At 33.0% G+C, this 24,419-nt stretch carries 14 protein-coding genes and 1 tRNA gene; 8 read left to right on the forward strand and 7 right to left on the reverse strand.

The window, feature by feature from the left end:
* Positions 1-119: 119 nt before the first annotated feature.
* Together DIU01_RS04390 and DIU01_RS04395 are read right to left on the reverse strand one after the other, a co-directional pair.
* Positions 120-1,370 carry a hypothetical protein gene (locus DIU01_RS04390; RefSeq protein WP_290832029.1) on the reverse strand — a complete coding sequence of 417 codons (1,251 nt, stop codon included), beginning with the start codon at positions 1,368-1,370 and terminating at the stop codon, positions 120-122.
* Positions 1,367-2,095, reverse strand: a complete 729-nt coding sequence (locus tag DIU01_RS04395) for a type III pantothenate kinase (RefSeq protein WP_290832030.1) — start codon at positions 2,093-2,095, stop codon at positions 1,367-1,369. Before DIU01_RS04395 ends, DIU01_RS04390 begins: the two co-directional genes overlap by 4 nt.
* A gap of 123 nt (positions 2,096-2,218) precedes the next feature.
* Here DIU01_RS04395 and DIU01_RS04400 point away from each other — a divergent pair.
* A tRNA-Phe gene (locus tag DIU01_RS04400) sits at positions 2,219-2,291 on the forward strand.
* Between the two features lie 84 nt (positions 2,292-2,375).
* On the opposite strand, the gene DIU01_RS04405 is transcribed toward DIU01_RS04400, so the two are convergent.
* From DIU01_RS04405 to DIU01_RS04425, 5 genes are all read right to left on the reverse strand, one after another.
* Entirely contained in the window at positions 2,376-5,099 is a 2,724-nt protein-coding gene (locus DIU01_RS04405; RefSeq protein WP_290832031.1) for an AsmA-like C-terminal region-containing protein, read from the reverse strand.
* 119 nt (positions 5,100-5,218) lie between these two features.
* On the reverse strand, positions 5,219-8,095 hold the full coding sequence (locus DIU01_RS04410) for an alpha-amylase family glycosyl hydrolase (RefSeq protein ID WP_290832032.1): 2,877 nt from the start codon (positions 8,093-8,095) through the stop codon (positions 5,219-5,221).
* A gap of 58 nt (positions 8,096-8,153) precedes the next feature.
* On the reverse strand, positions 8,154-9,233 hold the full coding sequence (locus tag DIU01_RS04415) for a SusE domain-containing protein (RefSeq protein ID WP_290832033.1): 1,080 nt from the start codon (positions 9,231-9,233) through the stop codon (positions 8,154-8,156).
* Between the two features lie 17 nt (positions 9,234-9,250).
* Entirely contained in the window at positions 9,251-10,792 is a 1,542-nt protein-coding gene (locus DIU01_RS04420) for a RagB/SusD family nutrient uptake outer membrane protein (protein WP_290832034.1), read from the reverse strand.
* 21 nt (positions 10,793-10,813) lie between these two features.
* Positions 10,814-13,897 (reverse strand): TonB-dependent receptor, encoded by a 3,084-nt coding sequence (locus DIU01_RS04425; protein ID WP_290832035.1) that lies wholly within the window; start codon positions 13,895-13,897, stop codon positions 10,814-10,816.
* A gap of 226 nt (positions 13,898-14,123) precedes the next feature.
* Here DIU01_RS04425 and DIU01_RS04430 point away from each other — a divergent pair, with 226 nt between their 5' ends.
* The 7 genes from DIU01_RS04430 (at position 14,124) to DIU01_RS04460 (ending at position 24,416) form a co-directional block, all read left to right on the forward strand.
* On the forward strand, positions 14,124-15,146 hold the full coding sequence (locus DIU01_RS04430; protein ID WP_290832036.1) for a LacI family DNA-binding transcriptional regulator: 1,023 nt from the start codon (positions 14,124-14,126) through the stop codon (positions 15,144-15,146).
* Between the two features lie 190 nt (positions 15,147-15,336).
* A complete protein-coding gene (locus DIU01_RS04435; RefSeq protein ID WP_290832037.1) occupies positions 15,337-16,692 on the forward strand; it encodes an MFS transporter in 1,356 nt (451 codons plus the stop codon).
* On the forward strand, positions 16,692-17,345 hold the full coding sequence (gene pgmB / locus DIU01_RS04440; RefSeq protein WP_290832038.1) for a beta-phosphoglucomutase: 654 nt from the start codon (positions 16,692-16,694) through the stop codon (positions 17,343-17,345). Before DIU01_RS04435 ends, pgmB begins: the two co-directional genes overlap by 1 nt.
* A gap of 104 nt (positions 17,346-17,449) precedes the next feature.
* Entirely contained in the window at positions 17,450-19,756 is a 2,307-nt protein-coding gene (locus tag DIU01_RS04445; protein ID WP_290832039.1) for a glycoside hydrolase family 65 protein, read from the forward strand.
* A gap of 74 nt (positions 19,757-19,830) precedes the next feature.
* Entirely contained in the window at positions 19,831-21,945 is a 2,115-nt protein-coding gene (locus tag DIU01_RS04450; RefSeq protein WP_290832040.1) for a glycoside hydrolase family 97 protein, read from the forward strand.
* Positions 21,946-22,102: 157 nt separating this feature from the next.
* Positions 22,103-22,411 (forward strand): GIY-YIG nuclease family protein, encoded by a 309-nt coding sequence (locus DIU01_RS04455; RefSeq protein WP_290832041.1) that lies wholly within the window; start codon positions 22,103-22,105, stop codon positions 22,409-22,411.
* 169 nt (positions 22,412-22,580) lie between these two features.
* A complete protein-coding gene (locus tag DIU01_RS04460; RefSeq protein ID WP_290832042.1) occupies positions 22,581-24,416 on the forward strand; it encodes a glycoside hydrolase family 13 protein in 1,836 nt (611 codons plus the stop codon).
* Positions 24,417-24,419 lie beyond the last annotated feature (3 nt).

Consider the following 24,419-nt stretch of genomic DNA (forward strand, 5'->3'; position numbering starts at 1 on the left):
GGCAGAAGACAGTTGTTTTTGTTTATTATCACAATCAATTTCTTGAGAAAAAATAGTTTCACAAGAAATTAAAAAAAGTACTAAAGAAAAAAGTGTCTTCATAATTTTAAGCTTTTAGATTAATTAATCTTACGTCTTCTAAACCATTCGTCATTGAAAGTAAATCCGAGGCTAATATTAGTATAGTTTTCTTCAATTAAACCGGCATTAGTTGTACCTCTTTTACCAAATTCAAATCCTAAATTTACATTAGAGAATGTTCCGTTAAGTGGCAAACCGAATCCAAGCGTCATTGCATAATCATTGATTTGTTGACCGAAAACTAATAGTCCTGTGTTTTCATATCTAAATCCACCTCTGTAGGTTACTTTACTTAAATAACTTGTGTACGAAGTATATTTTGGAATATAATAACCTCCTAAAGTATAACGAACAGAGTTTTCATATGTTGCATTGCTGATGTCATTGAATCTATTTCCTAAATCACTAGTTCCTTGAAAAGTAATTTCGGTACCAATCATCCATTTTCTCACTTGTCCAATTGCAGTTCCAAAAGTTAATTTAGAAGGCATTTTTAATTTAGAATCATCTACATTAATATCTTCTTCCTCAACTACTCTTTCGCCACCTGCTGTTAAAAATTGGATGGTTGCAACTTTTCTTTCATTTGCCAAATTCAAATTGGCTTGAGGTGTATAAGTTAAACCACTAAAAAGAGTTAACTTTTTACTGATTTTAGATTGAAAAGCAAGACCAAAATTATAATTCACTCCAGAAACTTCTGATCTATTTATTTCTCTTGAACCATATTGAACTCCATCAATAAAGTTTACACTCTTGGTTTCGATATTTCCAAAATTATATTGTAAATCAGCTCCAACACTTAATTTTTTTGTGATTTGATAACCCATTCCAAAGAAGGCTTTGTTTATTCCACCAGTCCCTGTATATCTTCTTGTCGTTGGATCGGTGTCTGTAGCAAAATTTAAAATTTTATATCCAACAGAAGAATATGGAATTAATCCAAATCCGAATCCGAATTTTTTTGATGGTAACCCAACTGCAAGATAATCTAGCGTTGTTCTTTGCGATTTTTCTTCTTGAGTAGAAGTTTTCATCTTAGTTGGCGTAAAAGTTCCAGCTATAGCAAAAGTGGTCAGTTTCAAACTAGCTAATTGCGCTGGGTTTTGCAAGTTAATATGAATACTATCAGATAAAACTGATAAACCACCCATAGAACGATTTTCTACAGTTCCTCTAAAACGAACATCACCAAGTCCGTAGAAAGAATAAGGCGAAGAAGTACCTTCTTGAGCAAAAGAAGCTAACGATAAGAATAAGCAAAGGCTTACAATAATTTTATTAATCATTTGTGATTGTATTGAAATGTTTGGTTCAAACTTTCCAAAAGGAAATTTGAATTGGCAAATATGGTATTTTTTAATCTATCAGCCAAAAATTCTGCGTCTCCACCAGTTAAAATTATGATAAAGTTATCATTTTCGCCAAAACTATTGTTTATAAACCCATCAATTTCCATTGCAACACCATTTACAACTCCCGAATGAATCGATTGATTTGTAGAATTTCCAATTATATTATCTGGATTTTCTTTAGTTAACAACGGCAATTTTGCAGTATAATTGTGAAGTGATTCGTATCTAAGTCTGATGCCAGGTGAAATAGCACCACCAAGATAGTTGTCATTTTCATCTATAAAATCATAAGTAATGCAAGTTCCAGCATCAATAACTAATCGTTTTTTGTTTGGAAATTGCAAAACAGCTCCAGCAGCCAAAACCATTCTATCAATTCCTAAAGTGTTTGGAGTTGCATATAAATTCTGGAAAGGAAATTTACTTTCTTTTGTGATAAAATAGATTTTTACATTAGAATTTAATTCTAAAAAGTCTTCTTTATTGAGTTTTCCGACCGATGCAACGACGATATTTTCAATTTTTGAAAATTTTTTTAAATTTTTTTTGACTGCAATTTGCCAATCATTATAAGCAATAATTTCTTTATGGATTAGTGTATGGTGTTCAAATACAGCTAATTTGATTTGAGTATTTCCAACATCGATAGCTAGAAGCATATTTTTAAATTTAGAAAGGCAAAGGTACAAATAGATTTTTTTTAAAAATTGTTTTGGATAAATTAAAAATCGTTCTATATTTGCACCCGCAATGAACAAGTAGTATTACTTAAAAATTGTAAAGGTACCTTAGCTCAGATGGTAGAGCAATGGACTGAAAATCCATGTGTCCCTGGTTCGATCCCTGGAGGTACCACGAAACCCGAATAGCAATATTCGGGTTTTTTGTTTTTAAAAATTAAAAAACGCACCAACTTTTCAGCGATGCGTTTTGAAATTATTATTTTGACGGTTCTGAAGTTTCTTCATATTCTGTTTCTTCTAGGTCTTCTGTTTTTCGTCCTAATTTTACTTTCGGGTTATCTTTTGTGCCGGTTACTGATAATGGAATTCCTATGATTCCTAATGGCGGTAAACCCAATCGCATTTTGATATTTAATTTTCCGTCAAAACTAGTTGTTCCCTCAATTCTTGGTCTAAATCCTGCTACTTTGAACTTAAATCGTTCGATAGTGATAATGTTATTTTTTATGGTTGACTTGATATCAACATTGGAAACATCAGGATTTTTGATTCCGTCTTTACCTGTTTTCTTACTAACAGCGCTAAACATTTTGAATCCTTTCATTTTTACATTTTTCACAGAAAGTGTTCCACCACCTTTAATTGATGGATAAATTGGCATCATTTCGTTGTTTAATTTTCCGGATACGTTGTAATCTAATGAAATAATTCCTTCGGCATTTTCGGCAGCAGAAGCCATTTCTCTAAACATTTTGATTTCGTTGTAAGCTCGTTTCACATCAAACTCTTTAGCTAATACTTTAAAATCAAAAAAGGCTTTATTTGTAGATTCGTTTCCATAAATGACATCCATTGCAACATTGGAACCAATAATATCGAAAGCCGATTTATTGAGATACAATTTTCCGTTATTGATTACTACATTTCCTTTTAGATTTTGCAGTTTTAATTCGTCAAAATCTACTTTTTGTGCCAAACAATTAAATTGCAAATCAAAATTTGGCGGAATTATAACAACTCCATTTGACGTTGAAGCTGTTTCAGTTGCTTTATCATCCGATTTAGACATAAATTCATCGACGTTGATGTAATTGGCATTTACATTAAAGTTTCCTTTTAAAATTGCTTTATCCGACAGCACAAAATCGATTACATTTTGCAAGTAGCCATTCATTTTAAAATCGGATTTTCCATAGACTGCACTGAAATTGTTGAAATTCATTTTGTCTTGATTGAAAACAAAAAGTCCTTCTTTAATTATAAATGGTTTAGGAAGATACTCCGATTTGGTTCTGATATTTCTAAGAATTAGCGTTCCTTTATTGTTTAATTTACTATAATTTCCAGCTGTTGCATCTTGTTGTGTGCCTTTAAACGAGACATCAGCTTTTATGTAACCTTCTAAATCCAATCCTTTTTGAGAAAATACTTTGTAGATTTTTTCCAAATCTAATTCGCCTTTGGCGTCAATGTCGTATTTCACATTTTCGAGATTTTCAAGATTTGCTTTTACGTAAATTGGTTTGCCTGCAAAATCGAATGAAGCTGGATTTATATTTATTTTTAAATCTTTCAATGTTCCCGAATCATCTGAAACGGAAGCTAAAAGGTTGATATTTTTTATTGCATTTGGATAATAATTAGTCTTTATATATCCGTTTTTAAACGAAACTGAACCTTTGGTTATTGGTAGTTTTTTACTGACTTTATCATAAACTCCTTTCGAATTTATATCGACATCTAACAATCCTTTCACATCGATATTTGGTATGCCAAACGCTTGATCTAGTTGGGCCAAATTGATTTTAGATTTAATTGTTGCATCAATGTTTGGTCTACTTAGACCTTCTGTTTTTATAATGGCTTTTACATAATCTTTACCTAAATTAAAAAAGACAGAATCAATGTTTATCTTTAATTTTTCGACGTCCAACGATGGTAATTTGGTGTCAAAGTTTAGAAATATATTTGTTGCAGATGTTTGTGCTTTTTTATAATTAATTTCGCCTTCTCGGATTTTCATAGTAAACCCTAAATCTGGTTTTTCATTTGTTGAAGCAATGTACTTTCCTTTTAACGTGAGTAGCAAGTCGGTATTTCCTTTTACTTTTGTTTTCTCCAACCACGTTACGTATGCTGGTGGCAAAGCGGTGAAGAAATCATTTAGTTTACTATTTGTGGATTGCACTTTGAAATCTAAATCGTAACCGTTTTTAAGGAAATCTAGCTTTCCTACAAAGTCGATTGGAAGTTTATTAACTTTTAAATTGTTTTGCTCAAAAATGAAGGAAAGCGAATTGGTATTTATTTTGGTGATTAACTCGGCGTTCACCTTTTTATTTTTTAAGTATTGTTCCTTATTGAATGTAAAATTGAAATCATTGATGTGTGCTTCGGTTTTTAAATCAAATATCGATTTATCAAGATCACCTTTTCCTATGTAATTAAATCCTTTTGCATCAATTAAAATTTTTGTTGCTTTATCATCATAAACAAGATGCGTATTTTCAATTATTATTTTATCTAATCTAAGTTTTGTTGCAGCCGTATCTTTTGTAGTTGCTTTATTTTCAGAGTTATATACATTATAATTAGCTTCACCTTTTTCGTTGACTTTAATATTTACAAAAGCATCTGAAAGGAAAACTTTGTCAATAGTAACATCTCCCTTAAATAGTAAATGTTTCAAATTTATTCCAAAGGCAATTTCGTTTGCGGCAACTAATGTATCTTTTTTAAACGGCGCAGAACCTTTTAATGAAAACTCTTCTAATGATAATGTTAAGGATGGAAAATGATTAAAAAAGGAAAGATTTGCTTCTTTAAAAGCCAATTCGCCATTTAATTTTTGGTTGGCAAATTTTTTAATTTCAAGTTCAATTTTACTAGGAAAAAGAATTGGTAGTAAAAACATTAATAACAAAATTGACCCTGTTGAAATGGCAAAAATTTTAAGTGCTTTTATTACAATTCGTTTCATAAATGATTTTCAATCTTATTAATATGGCGCAAATCTATAATAAGTTAACGGAATAAAAAAAGACCTAACAAATTAATGAAAGGTCTTTTGGGAAATCTATTTTTAACTAACTAACTCTCTTATTGTTTAATTAATTTAAGGGTTTGATTGTGATTATTATCGTCTGATACTTTCACAAAATAAACACCTTGATTTAAATCGGATATTGGATATTGATAATTTTCTGGTTGATTTTCGAATGTTCTCACCAACTGTCCAGTCATTGAATAAATTTGAACTTTAGTAAAACTTCTACTATTAATAGTGAAATAAGTCGAAGCTGGATTTGGCATTAAAGAAATTCCTAATAACGGATTGAAATCTGTTGTACTTAAAGCTGCTGGAGCATTTCCGAAAATTCTAAATCCGCCAGATTCGATATTAACGGTCATTGCAGTATTGGAAACACTCAAAGTTGAATTATCCATTAAATTATGCCAAGTTCCAGTAAAAGGAAAATCAGCAATAATATCTAAATTAGCTACAGAAAAATTAGCAAGGATAACAACATTTGTTAAAGAACCCGTTCCTCCAAAAAGGTAAATTCTTTGTCTTACGCTATTGTTTCCACCTTGACCACTAATTGCATAATTGGCATTAAATACTGAATTGTTCTTTTTAAGATCAATCATTTTAGCCCAATTATTATAAACAACACTTCTGTTTACATCAGTAAGCCAGTTGTTTGCCCATTGTGGTTGTGGTTTTGTATCTAATTTACAATCGCCACCAGTAGTATCATAATCGGTATTTACAGTTCCATTGCCACAAGTGAAAATTGAACCAGTATGTCCTAATTCGGCAAAATGCCAAATCATTTTTGGACCAGGAATAAGTAAACTTACCGCACCAATTGCAGACATTCTTTTAATTGTATTGGTAAGATTACCTTGTACTGGGAAAGCACCTGCTCCGTTTCCGAAAGTAAAAGCAGAGTATAAAACTCTTTCTTTATCGTGACTTTCTGGGTAACCGATTAATCTTTTTCCTGTAAAACCTCTTGAAACGTGACCCATTCTAGTGATGTCTTTATCTCCAGCTGTTCCTTGAGCCAACTCGGCATATTTAGAAGTTAATTCACCCCACATCATGATTCCTTTTCCTTCACCAATTCTATAATTAGCCCATTGTTGCTCTTCACTATCGCCACCAAGATGTTCGAAAATAGCGTAATGATTGTTATCTAATGTCCAAGAATAATCTGCGTAGTCTTTTAGAACCGCTACTCTATCGGCTTGATATGCATTGGTACATGCATCATCTCCACCAGTACAATTTTGAGTAAAACCTTTTGTTAAATCCCAACGGAAACCATCAATTTTAAATTCTTGAATCCATTGTTTAATTACTCTTTTTGTATAATATTGCGTTCTAGCTTGTTGGTGATTAAAATCAGATCCAACATTGTAACTGTGTCTAGCGAATTCATTAAAGTATGGATTGTCTGCAGCTGGATCACCCCAACCATCACCATCAGCATCTTTCATCCACATTCTTACCATTGGATTTCTTCCGAAAGCGTGATTTAAAGCAACGTCAAGGATTACAGCAATTCCGTTTTGGTGACATAGGTCTATAAATTCTTTAAATTTATTGGCAGTTCCATAATATTTATCTAATGCCATGTGAAATGAAGTATTGTAACCCCAAGATTCATTTCCTTCATATTCCATTACTGGCATTAATTGAATTGCGTTTATTTTTAAATTTTTGAAATAATCAATTTTATCGATTAAATCTTGATAATTTCTATCTGAATCAAAATCTCTAACCAATACTTCGTATACCACTAAATTATCTTTATTTGGCTTCACGAAATTTGTTGTAGCCGAACTCCAATTGTAAGGAACTTGACCTGTTTGCAAAACAGTAACTTCTCTTTCGATACCATTTGGAAAAGCAGGTAAATTAGGATAAGATGCTGCAGAAATAAATGGATCATCAAAAGGAGATAATACTAAAGTTGAATAAGGATCGGCAGTTTTTACTAAAGCCGGAGAATTTGTTGTAGGAGTTGTATCAACAACCCAATATTGGTAAGAATACGATTGCCCAGAAGTCAAGCCTGTTAATTCTAACCAGAATTTTCCTGTTGTAGCATCTTTCTTCATTGCATAAGCAGAACCTGGTTGCCAGTTATTGAAACTACCTGCAACGTAAACAAAATCTTTTCCAGGTGCATCTAATACTAAAGTCGCCTTAGTTGCATCTGAAGAATTATAATTGATTCCGTCTTCTACACCTGCTGGAAGTGCTTGAGAAATTACACCCGGATTTACAATAACATTGAATTTTTTAGTTTGAGTAATTCCAGATTGAGTAATATCTAATTCGTATGATTGATTAGCTGTTAATCCAGTGTGATTGAAAGAATAATTGGATGTTGATGCATTTGTATTGATGCTTACACCATTAGCTTTTAAATTGTAACTTGCATTACCATTGGTATTATTGGCAGTAATATTTAGATTTCCACCAGAACTAATAATTGTAGCACTATTTGCTGCTGGAGTAACTAAATTGGACTGAAAAAGACCAACTTCTATAAGGACATCTTGCGATTTTTTATCGCCAGTGGCATTTTTAGCTTTTACTAAAAATCCTATTCTACCAATTCCTGTTCTAGAATAAAATGTTTGAGGAACAAAAGAAATTGTATAGGTATCATTTCCAGGAACGTAAGTTAATCTATTAGTTTCTGAAGAGTTTGTCCATGTTCCATTCGTTGGACAATCTTGAATGTTTAAATCGTTAGAATCAAACGACCAAGCCCATAAATAAAGTGCATTTCCGGTTACACCCCAAGTTGATTCGTTAATACTTGAGCCATTAAATGTAAGTGTAATAGATTGGTTTTCTTCAAATGAAGTTGGCGTAACAGAATAAGTAATTGTTTGTTGCTGTGCAAAAACACTAACTGAAAATAAAGTAAAATAAAATAAAATAATTTTTTTCATAGCTGAATTATATAAAAAGGACTTTGCTAAAAGCAAAGTCCTTTTCTTAATTTATTAATTATTGTGGAGTTAACGTGTATTTGTAATCTCTTGGATTAGATAAATCTAACTCAATTAAGTAAGTTCCTGCAGTTGTACCGATATTAGTCCCGTTGTATTCAGCACTTCCGTTTGCACCGTTATCACCTAAGTTGATATCCCAAGCACCATTAGCTTTAAATTTCAATCCGTTATCTGGAGCAGCTTGAGTACTTAAAGTCGCAATGATAGACCATTTTTTAGTAGTTGCATTGTAAGTCATTGGTAACATTCCGTCCCAACCGTTAGTTGTTGCGTTTCCAGCAATTCCCCAGTTTGTTAAAGTAGTGCTGTAAGATAATGCTTCAGTATCAGCTTGAACTCTATAGTAACCTGATGCAGATAGTGCAATGTTTGATTCACCTGTTTGAGCTAAAGCACCAGAAAATGTACCATCATCACCGTAATCACCGTCAAAACTAGTGTTTGTTGGTAAAATTTTAAATTCTGGAGCAGGAACGTTCATATAAACATATCCTTCAAAATCTGTTTCTCCAAAACCAGAAGAAGCTAAAGCTGGCAAAGTTGCTGCTGGAGACCAGTTTCCGCCATATCCACTTGCACTTAGGAAATTTCCAATTGCGTATAATTTTGGCAGTTCATTTGTGAAAGGAGTTAAAGTTAGAGTAACTACATTTGAATAAGAAACTAACTCTCCAGCACTTCCTAAAGATGCTTTGATACGAATATCAACATCTTCTGAAGTGAACGGTGTTAAACCTGCGCTCAAAGCAACATTGTTTAATCCTTCAACAGTCCAAACCATGAATCTGTCTGTAGTAGTACCACCAGATACAATTTCTGCGAAATCTGTACCAGCTTTAGCAACTTCAACCTCGTAATTTACTTCAGTTTGTTGTGTATAATCTGCATGATTCCATACTAAAGTAGTAACTTCACTTGAAGCATTCTGTGGAAGCAATACATATTCCGCACCATTAACCGGTGTTAAAAGTTCTGGTCCTCCAGTTGCTTGAACAATCTTTTGATCATCATTTTCACAAGCAATTCCTGTAATCAACAAGAAAGCTAAACTTGATATTTTTAATATTTTTTTCATTTTTTGTTTATATTTTATTAATAACCTGGGTTTTGTGTTAAGTTTGGATTAGCTTGTAGTGCTAAAAGTGGAATTGGAAATAATTCATAAGTTGATGGAATAGAAGTACCATTCACTACGCCACCTTTCCATGGCCACAAATAACTTCCTCCAGAGAATTTTCCAAAACGAATTAAGTCGGTACGTCTATGACCTTCGAACATTAACTCTCTTCCTCTTTCATCCAATATGAAATCTAAAGTTAAGTCGCCAGCTGAAACTACAGTTGCATTTGATCTTAAACGAATGTTGTTAACATAAGTCAAAGCTTGAGCTGTTGAACCACCAGACGCACCTCTAACAACGCACTCAGCGTACATTAGATAAGCATCAGCTAATCTAAAAAGAGGGAAGTCTGTACCAGAAAAATCAGTTGGAGTTGAACTACCACCAAAATTTGAATTTCTGAATTTTGTTGATGGATATCCGTTAGTCCACTGTTTGTAATCTGTCATTTCAAAAGTATGCCCATTTGTCCAAAATAAGTCGGCTCGATCGTCTGTAGAAGTATTTAAATTTCCGAATAATCCATACCATGCTTTAGTTGAACGATGTCCACCCCAACCTTGAGTTGCGCCAAAATCTGATATTGTCATTGTCTCAACATTCAAACTACCGTTTACTAGATACGTAGTATTTCCATAACTTTGACTAACTAATGGATCTGCTATCAATGGGTAAATAATTTCTGGTGAGTTATTGTTATTACCTGAAAATACTCTTCCAAAATTTGTATCTAATGAATATCCTCCTTCAGTTATTACTTTTGAGACGAAAGTTAATGCTTCATTGTATTTCGGTGTTCCCGTATAAACATCAGCGTTTAAATACAATTTAGCTAATAACATTCTTGCAACAGATTTATTAGCTCTACCGTAAGAATTTGTATCAGGCAAACTAGTTTCGATGGCTAACAATTCTGATTCAACAAAATCAAACAACTCTTGTCTTGATGCTTCAGGCAAAGGTGTCGACTGTCCATAATTAGCTTCTGTAGCTAAAACTCCTTTTCCAAAACAATCTATTAAATAATAGTAAGCTAAAGATCTTAAAAATCTTACTTCACTTATTACTTGCTCTTTGTTAGCAACATCTACATTATTTAAAACAATAAGTAAATTGTTACACTGTGGAATTGTATAATAAGCTCTATTGTATAAATATCTAAAGAACTTATTGTTCTCATCCCAATTTGAAGTAGTAGTCAATTGGTCTAGACCATCATCACCCCAACGATTCTTCATTCCATCTGCAGTAAATTCTTGCAAGTTTATAATACCTCTTAAAAATGGGGATTCTCCTGCATCATCTCCTACAATATCTGAACTTCCAGGACCATCTGCCCCAGATAAAGCAAACGAACCATACAATTTAGACAAAATTCCTGTAACTGCATTTGGATCTTGCTGAAGCAACTCTTCTAGTGATAGCTCAACTAAAGGTTCAGTATTCAAATCATCAGTACAAGAAATTGAACTGATAAGCAGAATGCCTAAAGTAAATAATTTAAATTTTTTCATATTTTTCATTTTAATTTTTTTTTAAAAGTCTAGACTTAAACCAAAAGTGTACATTCTAGGTCTTGGATAAAAATTGTTGTCAATTGAGCCAAAATTTTCTGGATCCTGACCAGAATATTTAGTGATAATAAACGCATTATTCAACGCTCCGTAAACTCTAAGAGAAGATGTTTTGTAAAACTTATTAAATCTGTAACCCAAGACAATATTTTCGCAACGTAAGAATGTTGCATCTTCTAAGAAATAATCGGAAAAAGGAATGTTTCCGTTAATATTTTGAAAGCTTGAATCTGCTGCATCATCATAGAAATTTAAAACGTTAGATAAGCTATTGCTATTTACAGGTCTTGCCTTATCTGTCCATCCTAATTTTAATTGTTGCGCATTATAAACTTGCCCACCTAATTGACCTCTAAAGCTAGAGCTTAAATCCCAATTTTTATAATTGAAATTAAAACCGAATCCAAAAGTCCAATTTGGCGCTAACGCTTTATAATATCTATCGTCGTTAGTAATTTGATTATCACCATTTCTATCAACATAAGAATTTACAATTGGAGAACCATCTACATCATATAATTGTTGAAAAACCCAAGCAGAATAAGGTTGAAATCCTACAGCATGATAAGCAATTCCAACTCCAGTTCCTGATGGTAAACTTCCACCTGCTGGAATTGAAGTTAAACCACTTAAATCTGTAACTTCAGTGTAATTATATGCTAAATTAGTATTGAATTCTAACGAATAGTCTTCTGTTTGTATTGGTTTAATATTCATATTCAATTCAAATCCTTTACTTTCAGTTTCTCCAACATTTTGGATAAATAAGTTAGATAAACTTTGTCCAGGAGGAACTGGAGTTTGTGCTAATAAATCCGTAGTATTTCTTCTGTAAATATCAAAACTACCCGAGATAAGATTATTCTTAAATATATCGAAATCTAAACCTAAGTTATAGGTAGTTGTTTTTTCCCAAGTTAGATTTTCGTTAAACGCTCTTGCCGAATACAAATTCGAACCATTTAAGTACTGACTTGTGTCACTTCCCAACGTAAACAATGGTGTTGAAGGATAAAAACCTACAGCTCCTGTTATATCCTGCTGAGCTGTTCTACCTACCCCAATTCTTAACTTAAGATCGTTAATTGCATTGCTGTTTTTAAAGAAGCTTTCTTCTTTTAACTTCCATGCTAATGCAGCTGCAGGAAAATAACCCCATCTTTTATCTTCTCTAAACAATGAAGAACCGTCGGCTCTGAAAGATAAAGTAAGTAAGTATTTATTTGCTAAGTCAATATTTGTTCTACCAAAAAAAGACTGAAGAACAAGTTCATTAAAATATCTGTTGTTAGGATTATTTGCGTTTGGCAACAATTCTCTAATTCCAGTTATGTCATTATAACGGTAATTTTCTCTATTTCCATCATTTTTAAACCTTTGGTAAGAATAACCACCTTGAACATCAAACTTTTTTACCAAGCCATCTAAAGCTTTTGTATACATTAAATAGGAATCCCAAGTTGTATTGGTAATTGTTTGATCTTCTTGATAATTTTTACCCGGATTAAACACAAAGTTTGTATTTGGATCAGTTCCTTGATTAAATCTGTATGTAGCTATAGCATTATCAGAAAATGATTCACGAATTCTAGCACGTGAAGCGTCTAAACCTACATTAACTACCGCTCTTAATTCTGGTAAAAAATGCATTTTATAATCAAGCTCAACATTCCCTAAAAATCGCAACGCTCTCTCTGGTCTTGTTCTTTGTTCTAAAATAGCTAATGGGTTACTTTGTCCATCAATTAAAAGTCTGCCACCATTCAAATTGGTTGCTTGATAATAATTACCAAATCTATTTGTAGCGCTTCTATCATAAATAGGTCTTGTAGGATCCATGTTAATTGCTCCTCCCAAAGAACCACCTTCATCAATTGCATTCTTGTCTGTAAGAATACCTTTAGCGTTAAGATCGACTTTTAAATGATCATCAATTAGTGAAGGTGATAGTTTTAATGAATAACTAAATCTTTCATAATCACTTGTTCTCACCAATCCTTCACTTCTGTTATAACCTAAGGAAGCTCTAAACGGTATTTTTCCATAAAGATTTGCTCTTGCGCTGATATTATGATCTGTAGATATTGCAGTTCTAAAAATAGCATCTTGCCAATCTGTATTTGATAAAATTCTTCCCTCAATTTGTTCAGTACTTGGATCGTCACTTATTAATGTTGAAGGATCATCTACACCTAACAAATTGGTGAACTGTGGATGGTATTCTTGAATAAATCTTGTGAACTCTGGACCATTCATTACATCAATTTTTTTACCAACTTTACCTGCAGTTATGTTAGAGGAATAATTAAATTTTACATCTCCTGATGTACCTTTTTTGGTAGTAATGATAATAACTCCATTAGATGCTCTAGAACCATAAATTGCGGTAGCAGATGCATCTTTTAAAATAGAAAAGCTTTCAATATCGTTTGGATTAATTAATGATAGAGGATTGTTTACACCAGCAGGATTATCATTGCTAATTGGCACTCCATCAATTACAATCAATGGATTATTACTTGCGTTTAATGATGAACCTCCTCTAATTCTAATGTTTGGCGCCGAATCTGGCTGACCACCATTATTAGTAATTCTAACACCAGCAGCTTTACCTGTCAATAATTGATCGGCAGACAAAATAGCTCCTCTATTGAAGTCTTTAGATGTTACTACATCAACTGATCCAGTCGCATCTTTTCTCTTAACAGCTCCGTAACCAACCTGAACTACAACTTCTTGTAACTGATTAGCTTCTTCTACTAAAGAAACAGAAATGCTTTTCTGTCCATTAAAATTAATTGTTTGGCTTGTGTAACCAATGAAAGAGAAGACAACTTTGTCTCCGTTTTTGACATTTGACAGTCTAAATTTACCGTCAAAATCGGTTGATGCTCCAGTAGAAGCACCTTGAATTACTACATTCACTCCAGGAATGGGTTGTTTCGATTTAGAATCTAATACAACTCCTTCCAAACTGCTTTGTGCTAAGACAGTTACAGGAAGTAAGAGCAATAAAAATAACAACTTTTTATAAATTGTTTTCATACATTTTGTTTAGGTTAATAACTTTGTTTTTTGCTTATACTTTAACTTCGAATGTTAAATTTATGTAAAAAAATGAGATAAAAAAATCATAACCTTATTATAGCGTTTCGAAAACGTTTTCGTGTTGAAAACTTTCTCAATATGATACATTTTTAGTAGTATAATTGATAGTATAAAAAAATAAATATACCTTTATTGAAAATTAAACATTTATTAAATTCATAAAATGAGAAGAAAAGTCACTTTAAAGCAAATTGCGAAGGAGTTGGATGTGTCCATTTCAACAGTATCTAAATCACTGAGAGACAGTTCGGAAATAAGTGAAGACACGCGTCAAAAGGTGCAAGCTTTTGCCAAATTATACAACTATAAACCCAACAATATTGCTCTTAGTTTAAAGAATAGAAAATCAAAAACTATTTGCATCATTATTCCCGAAATTATTCATCATTTTTTTGCAACCGTAATCAGTGGCGTTGAGCATGTTGCCAACGAAAATGGGTATAATGTTATTGTCTGCCTATCTGACGAATCATTTGATAAAGAGGTAATTAACTTAGAAACTCTTGCCAACGGAAGTATAGACGGTTTCATCATGTCGTTATCTAAAGAAACCCAACAAAAAAGAGACTTTCACCACATTGCCGAAGTTATTAATCAAGGAATGCCAGTGGTAATGTTTGACAGAATTACCAATGATATTTTGTGTGATAAAGTAATTATTGACGATAACTTAGCTGCTTTCAATGCTACACAATATCTTGTTGACAAAGGATTTAAAAAAATCGGACTTATCTCAACCGTTGATTATGTTAGCGTTGGAAAACTAAGAACCGAAGGCTATGCTAAAGCCTTAAAAACCAACGATATCAAATTTGATGAAAATCTAATTGTCAAAATTGAAGATACCGATAATTTCGAATCTCAAATTGAAACTTTAATAGCTAACAATGAATTGGATGCTATTTTCGCTGTTAACGAAATATTCGCAGTTACAGCAATTAAAGTTGCAACAAGACTTGGTAAAAACGTACCCAACGACATTTCAATAATAGGATTTACTGACGGAATTATCTCTAAATATTCGTCTCCATCGATCACCACTGTTAGTCAAAATGGTGTAAAAATGGGAGAAAAAGCAGCTAGAATGTTAATCGAAAAATTAGAAATTGAAGAAGAAGACTACGAAGAACAGTACAAAACTGAGGTTATTGAAACTGAATTGGTAGAACGTGAATCAACCAGATAACCCAACTATTTATCAACATATAACGTTTTCGTAAACTATGATTTCCAATTTGAAGTAGACTTTATTCTACAATTGAAATTGTTTTTTATCTTTACCGAAATAAATCAAAGCTTATACTTTTACTTCGAAAATAAAATTAAGTTTTGATAAGCACATCGCTTATCGTTTTATAAATCTATAAATTACGATAATGGAAAAGCGTAAGTTAAGTTTCTGGCAAATTTGGAACATGAGTTTCGGATTTCTAGGGATACAAATGGGTTTTGCTTTGCAAAATGCCAATGCTAGTAGAATTCTTCAAATATTTGGTGCAGATGTACACGAATTATCTTGGTTTTGGATCATTGCTCCTTTAATGGGATTAATTGTTCAACCGATAATTGGTCATTACAGCGACAATACTTGGGGAAAATTTGGCAGAAGAAAACCTTATTTTTTAGCCGGAGCTTTATTGGCATCAATTGGACTAATCTTAATGCCGCAAGCCGAAATTTTTATTGCTTTCATGCCAGCTCTTTGGGTTGGTGCAGGAATGCTAATGATTATGGATGCCTCTTTTAATGTTGCAATGGAGCCTTTTAGAGCTTTAGTTGGCGATAGTCTTCGTGCCGATCAACATACGCTTGGATTTAGTGTCCAAACTGCTTTAATTGGAATTGGTGCTGTTGTTGGCTCTTGGTTACCTTACGTTTTAAACAATTGGTTTGAAGTTAGTAATTTAGCAACTGAAACTTCTGCAATTCCAGACAATCTAATTTATTCTTTTGTAATAGGAGCATTAATTCTTGTAGGCTCTATTCTAGTTACCATTTTCACAACTAAAGAATATTCACCTGAAGAATTAGAAAAATTTGATTCAATCAGTGCAAAGAATCCACACGATGTTGAAATTATCAAAAGCGAAAAAAAATTAACTGATATTTTCACTGATTTTGCCAAAATGCCAGAAACAATGCGACAACTTAGTTGGGTACAGTTTTTTTCTTGGTTTGGACTTTTCGGAATGTGGGTTTTTTCAACTCCTGCAATTGCACAACACATTTACGGATTAAATATTGACGACACAAAGAGTCCAGAATTTCAATCGGCTGGAGATTGGGTTGGAATCATCTTCGGAGTTTACAATCTTGTTTCTGCAATTGTAGCATTTGCATTGCCTTATATTGCAAAGCAAATTGGAAGAAGAAAAACGCATGCACTTGCATTAGTCATGGGAGGAATCGGATTAATATCCATGTATTTTATGCCAAACAAAGAAGCCTTAATATTTTCAATGGTTCTTGTAGGTTTTGCATGGGCAAGTATTTTAGCTATGCCTTATGCCATTTTAGCAGGATCAATCCAACCAAAGAAAATGGGAGTTTATATGGGAATTTTTAATTTCTTTATAGTAATACCACAAATAGTAAATGCCTTAATTGGCGGACCACTTGTAAAATATGTTTATGGCAATCACGCCATTTATGCCATTGTAATGAGCGGAGTTAGTTTCCTTATTGCAGCAATTTTAGTAATAAAAGTTAAAGATAACGTAGACACCAAATAATGTCAAAAAAAGCATTCATATTCGACCTTGACGGAGTAATTGTTGACACAGCAAAATATCATTTTTTGGCGTGGCAGAAATTGGCTCAAGAACTCGGAATCGAATTTACACCAGAACACAACGAAGAATTAAAAGGAGTTTCAAGAGTTCGTTCACTTGATATCATCCTAGAATTAGGAAATGTTACCGCTTCGCAAGAAGATAAAAACAAGTGGCTTTTCCAAAAAAATGAAGACTATCTATCCTATTTGGTAGATATCGATGAAAGTGAAATTTTACCTGGAGTTCTTCCGGTCTTACACTATTTAAAAGATAAAAATCAGTTAATCGCACTAGGTTCGGCAAGTAAAAATGCAAGACCTATTCTTGAAAAAACTGGAATTTTACCTCTTTTTGATGCAATAGTTGACGGAAATGATGTTGCAAATGCAAAACCAGATCCAGAAGTTTTTCTTCAAGCTGCACGATTATTAGGAGTCGAAAATGAAGATTCAATAGTTTTTGAAGATTCGGTAGCTGGAGTTCAAGCAGCAAATATTGCCAACATGACCAGCATAGGAATTGGCGATGATAAAATATTACACGAAGCAAAATACAATTTTAAAGATTTTACATTTATTGATGTTTCATTCATTGAAGCACTTATAAATTAGAAATTAAAAATATAGAATATAGAGAATAGAAATCACAAGAGTTTAAAGAACATAGAATACTCTTTTAAACTTTTAACCTTCTAACCTTTTAAACTTAAAATAAAATGAACCAAGATTATATACAACCAAACAATTGGTCCATCATTGAAGAAGGATTTGATGCAGAAAGAGTAAAGTCGTCTGAAAGTTTGTTCAGTATCGGAAACGGTGCGATGGGACAACGAGCGAATTTTGAAGAAAAATACACCGGTGAAACTTTTCAAGGAAGTTACATTGCAGGAATATATTATCCAGACAAAACCAAAGTGGGTTGGTGGAAAAATGGCTATCCAAAATATTTTGCCAAAGTTTTAAACGCACCCAATTGGATTGGAATTGACATCGAAATCAACGGAGAACAATTCGATTTAAATTCATGTACTGAAGTTAGAAATTTCCGTCGTGAATTGAATATGAAACATGGTGTTTACACACGTTCATTTGAAGCTACTTTGCAAAATGGAACTGAAATCGCTGTAAATGTAAACCGTTTTCTTTCTTTAGATTTGGATGAAGTTGGTGTAATTAATTACGAAATTACTCCGTTAAATAAAGACGCGAAAATTGTTTACAAACCTTACATCGATGCTGGAGTTACCAACGAAGATGCCAATTGGGAAGAGAAATTTTGGGAACCATTAGATGTAAATCACAATAATAATGAAGCATTTGTAACGGCACGAACGTTCAAAACTCATTTTATTGCTACTACTTTTATGCAAAACAGCATTTTGCTGAACGATGAAAATCTGAATTTATCTCCATCAAATGTTGAATCTGATAAAGAAAAAGTTCAATTTACCTACGAAGTTGCTGTTGCAAAAGGCGAAACCTCTTCAATTCAAAAATTAGCTGGTTATACGGTTTCTTTAAATCATGAAAACACACAAGCTGGAGCTGAAAATGCTATAAAAGCAGCTTTAGCAAAAGGATACAACCAACTTTTAGAAGATCAAATTACTGCTTGGGCAAAAATTTGGGAAATGAGTGACATCACAATTGATGGTGATGTAAAAGCACAACAAGGAATTCGTTTCAATATTTTTCAATTAAATCAAACCTATTTAGGTAAAGATTCTCGTTTGAATATTGGTCCAAAAGGTTTTACAGGCGAAAAATATGGTGGTTCTACTTATTGGGATACTGAAGCGTATTGTATTCCTTTCTATATGGCAACTAAAGACCAACAAGTTGCGCGTAATTTATTGACTTACAGATACAATCAACTCGATAAAGCGATAGAAAACGCTAAAGATAATTTAGGATTTACGAATGGTGCAGCATTGTATCCGATGGTAACCATGAATGGCGAAGAATGTCATAACGAATGGGAAATCACGCACGAAGAAATTCATAGAAATGGTGCGATTGCATTTGCAATTTTCAACTATCACAGATATACAGGAGATTACTCATACATTCCAGAAAAAGGATTAGAGGTTTTAATCGGAATTGCGCGTTTTTGGCATCAAAGAGCTTCGTTTTCGACTAATAAAAATCAGTATATGATTCTTGGAGTTACTGGTCCGAATGAATATGAAAATAACGTAAACAATAATTTTTACACCAATTATATTGCAAAATGGTGTATTGATTACACGCATGAACAAATTCAGAAAGTATCTTTAGAATATCCACAAGATCACAAACGCATCATCGAAAAAGTAAAATTATCAGATGCCGAATTACAAGAATGGTTGAAAGTTTCAGGCAATATGTACTTTCCATTTTCTGAAGAACATGATGTTTATTTACAACAAGATGGTTTCTTAGATAAAGATTTGGTTCAGGTTAAAGATTTAGATAAATCGCAAAGACCAATAAACCAAAAATGGTCTTGGGATAGAGTTTTGCGTTCGCCATACATCAAGCAAGCCGATACTTTACAAGGATTTTATTTCTTCGAAGACCATTTTACAAAAGAACAATTAGAGAAACATTTCAATTTTTACGAGCCATTTACAGTTCATGAAAGTTCATTATCGCCTTGTGTTCACTCGATTCAGGCTGCCAAATTAGACAAAATGGATATGGCATACACATTCTATCTTAGAACTTCTCGTTTAGACTTAGACGATTATAACAAAGAAGTTGAAGAAGGTTGTCACATCACTTCAATGGCTGGAACTTGGATGAGTATTGTGGAAGGTTTTGGTGGAATGCGTGTTAAAAATGACACGTTACATTTCGAACCAAAAATCCCAAAAGAATGGAACGGATATTCATTTAAAATTAATTTTAGAAACCAAATTTTAAAAGTTTCTGTAAATCAAAATGACACTCAATTTTCTTTAGAAGGTGACAAAGAAATTAATGTTATTGTAAACGGTAAGGAAGTTTTGGTCGAGCCAAATAGTTTGGTGACAGTATAAATATTTAAAATAGTAAGACATAAAGTCAATTCAAATTTTCTTTGTGTCTTATTGTTCAATACAACAAAAAAAACATGAAGAAATTATTTTTAGCAAGCTTTATATTGTTTGCATTTAGTTCAATTACAACTGCACAACAACTAAAATCACCGCAAGGAGAATTTGAAATGCAATTTTCTCTTTCAAATGACGGCACTCCAACTTACAGTTTGAAGTACAAAAACAAAGAAGTTGTAAAAACAAGTAAGCTTGGACTCGAACTTAAAAATGATAAAAAGTCGCTACTAAATGATTTCACTATTGTAGATTCTAAAACGGCTACTTTCGACGAAACCTGGAAACCAGTTTGGGGTGAAGTAGCTCAAATTAGAAATCATTACAACGAACTTGCTGTAACTTTAAATCAAAAAGATACTGATAGAAAAATAGTAATTCGCTTTCGTTTATTTGACGATGGTTTAGGATTTAGATATGAATTTCCAAGTCAGAAAAACTTGGTGTATTTTGTAATTAAAGAAGAGAAAACCCAATTTGCAATGACAGGAAATCACACTGCCTATTGGATTTCTGGCGATTATGACACTCAAGAATACGATTACACAACTTCAAAATTATCTGAAATTAGAGGTTTATCAAGTAAAGTAAGACAAGAAAATGCATCGCAAACTTGGTTCTCAGATACAGGAGTTCAAACTTCTTTAATGATGAAGTCTTCCGATGGAATTTATATCAATCTTCACGAAGCTGCATTGATCAATTACTCGTGTATGAACTTGAATTTAGACGATAAAACTATGATTTTCGAATCACATTTAACGCCAGATGCAAAAGGTGATAAAGGTTACATTCAAGCACCAAGCACTTCTCCATGGAGAACAGTTATTGTAAGCGATGATGCACGTGAAATTTTAGATTCTAAAATGACTTTGAACCTAAACGAACCATGTAAAATTGAAGACACTTCGTGGATAAAACCAGTAAAATACGTTGGCGTTTGGTGGGAAATGATAACTGGAAAAAGCTCTTGGTCGTATACTAATGATTTTCCTGCAGTTCAATTAGGCATCACCGATTATTCTAAAGCAAAACCAAACGGAACGCACGGTGCAAACACAGCTCACGTAAAAGAATACATTGACTTTGCTTCAAAACACGGTTTCGACGGAGTTCTGGTTGAAGGTTGGAATCAAGGTTGGGAAGATTGGTTTGGTCACGCCAAAGATTACGTTTTCGATTTTGTAACACCTTATCCAGATTTTGATGTAAAAGGAATTCACGAATATGCAAAATCTAAAGGTGTAAAAATGATTATGCATCACGAAACTTCGGGTTCTACAAGAAACTACGAACGCCACTTAGACAAAGCTTTTAAATTCATGAATGACAATGGTTACGAAGCGGCAAAAACAGGTTATGTTGGACCAATTTTACCTATTGGAGAACACCATTACAGCCAATCAACACTTAATCATTACCAATATGTAATTGAAAAAGCAGTCGATTATAAAATTATGATCAACGCTCACGAAGCCGTTCGTCCTACAGGAATTTGTAGAACTTATCCAAACATGATTGGAAACGAATCTGCAAGAGGAACCGAATTTCAAGCATTTGGAGGGTCAAAACCAAACCACGTTACCATTTTACCATTCACAAGATTAATTGGTGGACCAATGGATTACACTCCAGGAATTTTCGAAATGGATATTCAAAAGTTCAGTCCAAACAATAACTCAAAAGTTAATAGCACATTGGCAAACCAATTGGCATTGTACGTAACAATGTACAGTCCGTTGCAAATGGCAGCCGATTTAATTGAAAATTACAATAAATTTCCAGATGCATTTCAGTTCATAAAAGATGTAGCCGTAGATTGGTCAGAAAGCAAATACCTTGAAGCAGAACCAGGAGATTATATCACAGTTGCAAGAAAAGCAAAAGGAACTAATAACTGGTTTATAGGAAATGTAAACGGCGAAACACCAAGAACATCAAACATCACTTTAGATTTCTTAGAAAAAGGTAAAAAATACACAGCTACAATTTATGCCGATGCTAAAGATGCGCATTACAAAACCAATCCGCAAGCCTACACAATTCGCAAAATTACGGTTACTAGTAAATCAAAATTAAGTCAATTATCAGCTTCTGGTGGCGGTTATGCTATTAGTATTGTTGAAAATAAATAAGTTTTATTTCTTTTGTCATGCTGAACTTGTTTCAGCATCTCAATAAAATATAGTTAAAATATACAGAATCTAAAACAAGTTGAAAGTGACAATAGCGCACCTTTTGTCATGCTGAACTTGTTTCAGCATCTCAATTAATTACATTTATATTTCTTACATGCCAAATCGAGTTTATCATAATTACTGGGTTTACATAGTTACAAATAAACCAAATGGTACGTTATATATTGGTGTAACTGGTGGAATCGATGATAGAATGGAAAGACATTCGAGTGGAAATGGAAGTATTTTCACTTCAAAATATAAATTATTCAAATTAGTTTATTTTGAAGAATTTCAATACATCGATGACGCAATAAGCAGAGAAAAACAACTGAAGAATTGGCATCGTCAATGGAAAATAAATTTAATTGAAGAAAGTAACCCTAACTGGGACGACTTGTGGAAATTAAAAACTAAATATTAAAATAGAATCTGAAACAAGTTCAGATTGACAAAGCTGCATAGATTGTCATGCTGCACTTGTTTCAGCATCTCAATAAAATATAGTTAAAATTAAATAGAATCTGAAACAAGTTCAGATTGACAAAACCGCTAATAACGTTTCAGCAAACCAGATATAAACCACAACTACAATGAAAAAAATCCTATTACTTCTACTTTTCACAACAACGGTTTTCTCTCAAGTAGAACGTGTTGAACCTCCATTTTGGTGGTCAGATATGAAATTGTCCAATGTGCAAATTATGTTCTACGGAAAAAATATTGCACAATATGATGTAACCGCGTCCAATTCAATTGTAATAGAAAGTATCCAAAAAACCGAAAATCCTAACTACGTTTTCGTAACAATCAACACTAAAAATACAGCTGCACAAGATTTTATTTTCTCTTTTTCAAAAAACAAAAAAGTAGCATTCACACAAAGTTATTCTTTAAAAACACGTAGAGAAAATTCAGCTTTACGCAAAAGTTACGATGCTTCCGATGTTATTTATCTAATAATGCCTGACCGATTTGCAAACGGAAATCCAAACAACGACAGCGATAAATCAGTCACAGAAAAAGGCAATCGCGAACTTCCAGGCGGAAGACACGGTGGCGACATTGACGGAATTATAAAAAATCTAGATTATTTAAAAGAATTAGGCGCAACAGCACTTTGGCCAACGCCTTTGAATGAAGATAATGACGAAAAGCATTCCTATCACGGTTACGGTCAATCCGATGTTTACAAAATTGATCCAAGATATGGAACTAACGAAGATTATGTAAAATTAAGTGCCGAATTACACAAACGTGGCATGAAAAACATCATGGATTATGTCACCAATCATTGGGGTTGGAAACATTGGATGTACAAAGATTTACCAACTTACAATTGGATTCACCAGTTTCCAGGTTATTCACAATCGAACTACAGAATGACGACACAATTTGATACTAATGCATCAGCAATTGACACTAAAAATTGTATGGACGGTTGGTTTGTTCCATCAATGCCCGATCTAAATCAGTCAAATCCTTTAGTATTAAATTACCTAACACAGAACGCTATTTGGTGGATAGAATATGCCGATTTAGACGGATTTAGAGTCGACACTTATTCGTACAATGATAAAGAAGGAATCTCAAAATGGACCAAAGCCATTACAGACGAATACCCAAATTTTAACATTGTTGGCGAAGTTTGGATGCACGATCAAGCGCAAATGGCCTATTGGCAAAAAGACAGTAAAATTGGAGCGATCCAAAACTACAATTCGTATTTACCAAGCGTTATGGATTTCACTTTGCACGATGCTATAAGTTCGATGTTCAACGAAGACAACGGTTCTTGGGATAGAGGAATGATAAAAGCATACGAGAATTTTACCAATGATTTTCTGTATCCAAATCCGAATAGCATTTTAGTTTTTGCAGAAAATCACGACACGCAGCGTTTCAACGAAATTTATAAAAACGATTTCAAGAAATACCAAATGGCAATGACCTTAATTGCAACTGTTCGTGGTATTCCGCAAATTTATTACGGTTCCGAAATTGGAATGGCAGGAAACAAAGACAAATTTGGCGATGCCGATATCAGAAAAGATTTTCCTGGCGGATGGAATGGCGATGCAAACAACGCTTTCACAAAAGCTGGAAGAACCGCAGAGCAAGCAAAATTTTTCGATTTTACATCTAAACTGTTTACTTGGAGAAAAACTAAATCGGTAATTCATTCAGGAAAAACTACGCATTATATTCCAGAAAATAATGTTTACGTTTATTTTAGACACAATGATTCCGAATCAGTTATGGTAGTAATCAACAACAGTCCAGAATCGAAAACATTTAAAACAAATAGATTTCAAGAAAACATTTCAAAATACAAATCAGGAAAAGATATTCTAACAGAAAAATCATTTGATCTAAAAAATGACATTCAAATAGAAGGAAAATCGGTTTTAATTTTGGAATTAAAATAAAGT

The sequence above is a fragment of the Flavobacterium sp. genome (assembly GCF_003525665.1).
In the GTDB taxonomy this organism is placed as follows: domain Bacteria; phylum Bacteroidota; class Bacteroidia; order Flavobacteriales; family Flavobacteriaceae; genus Flavobacterium.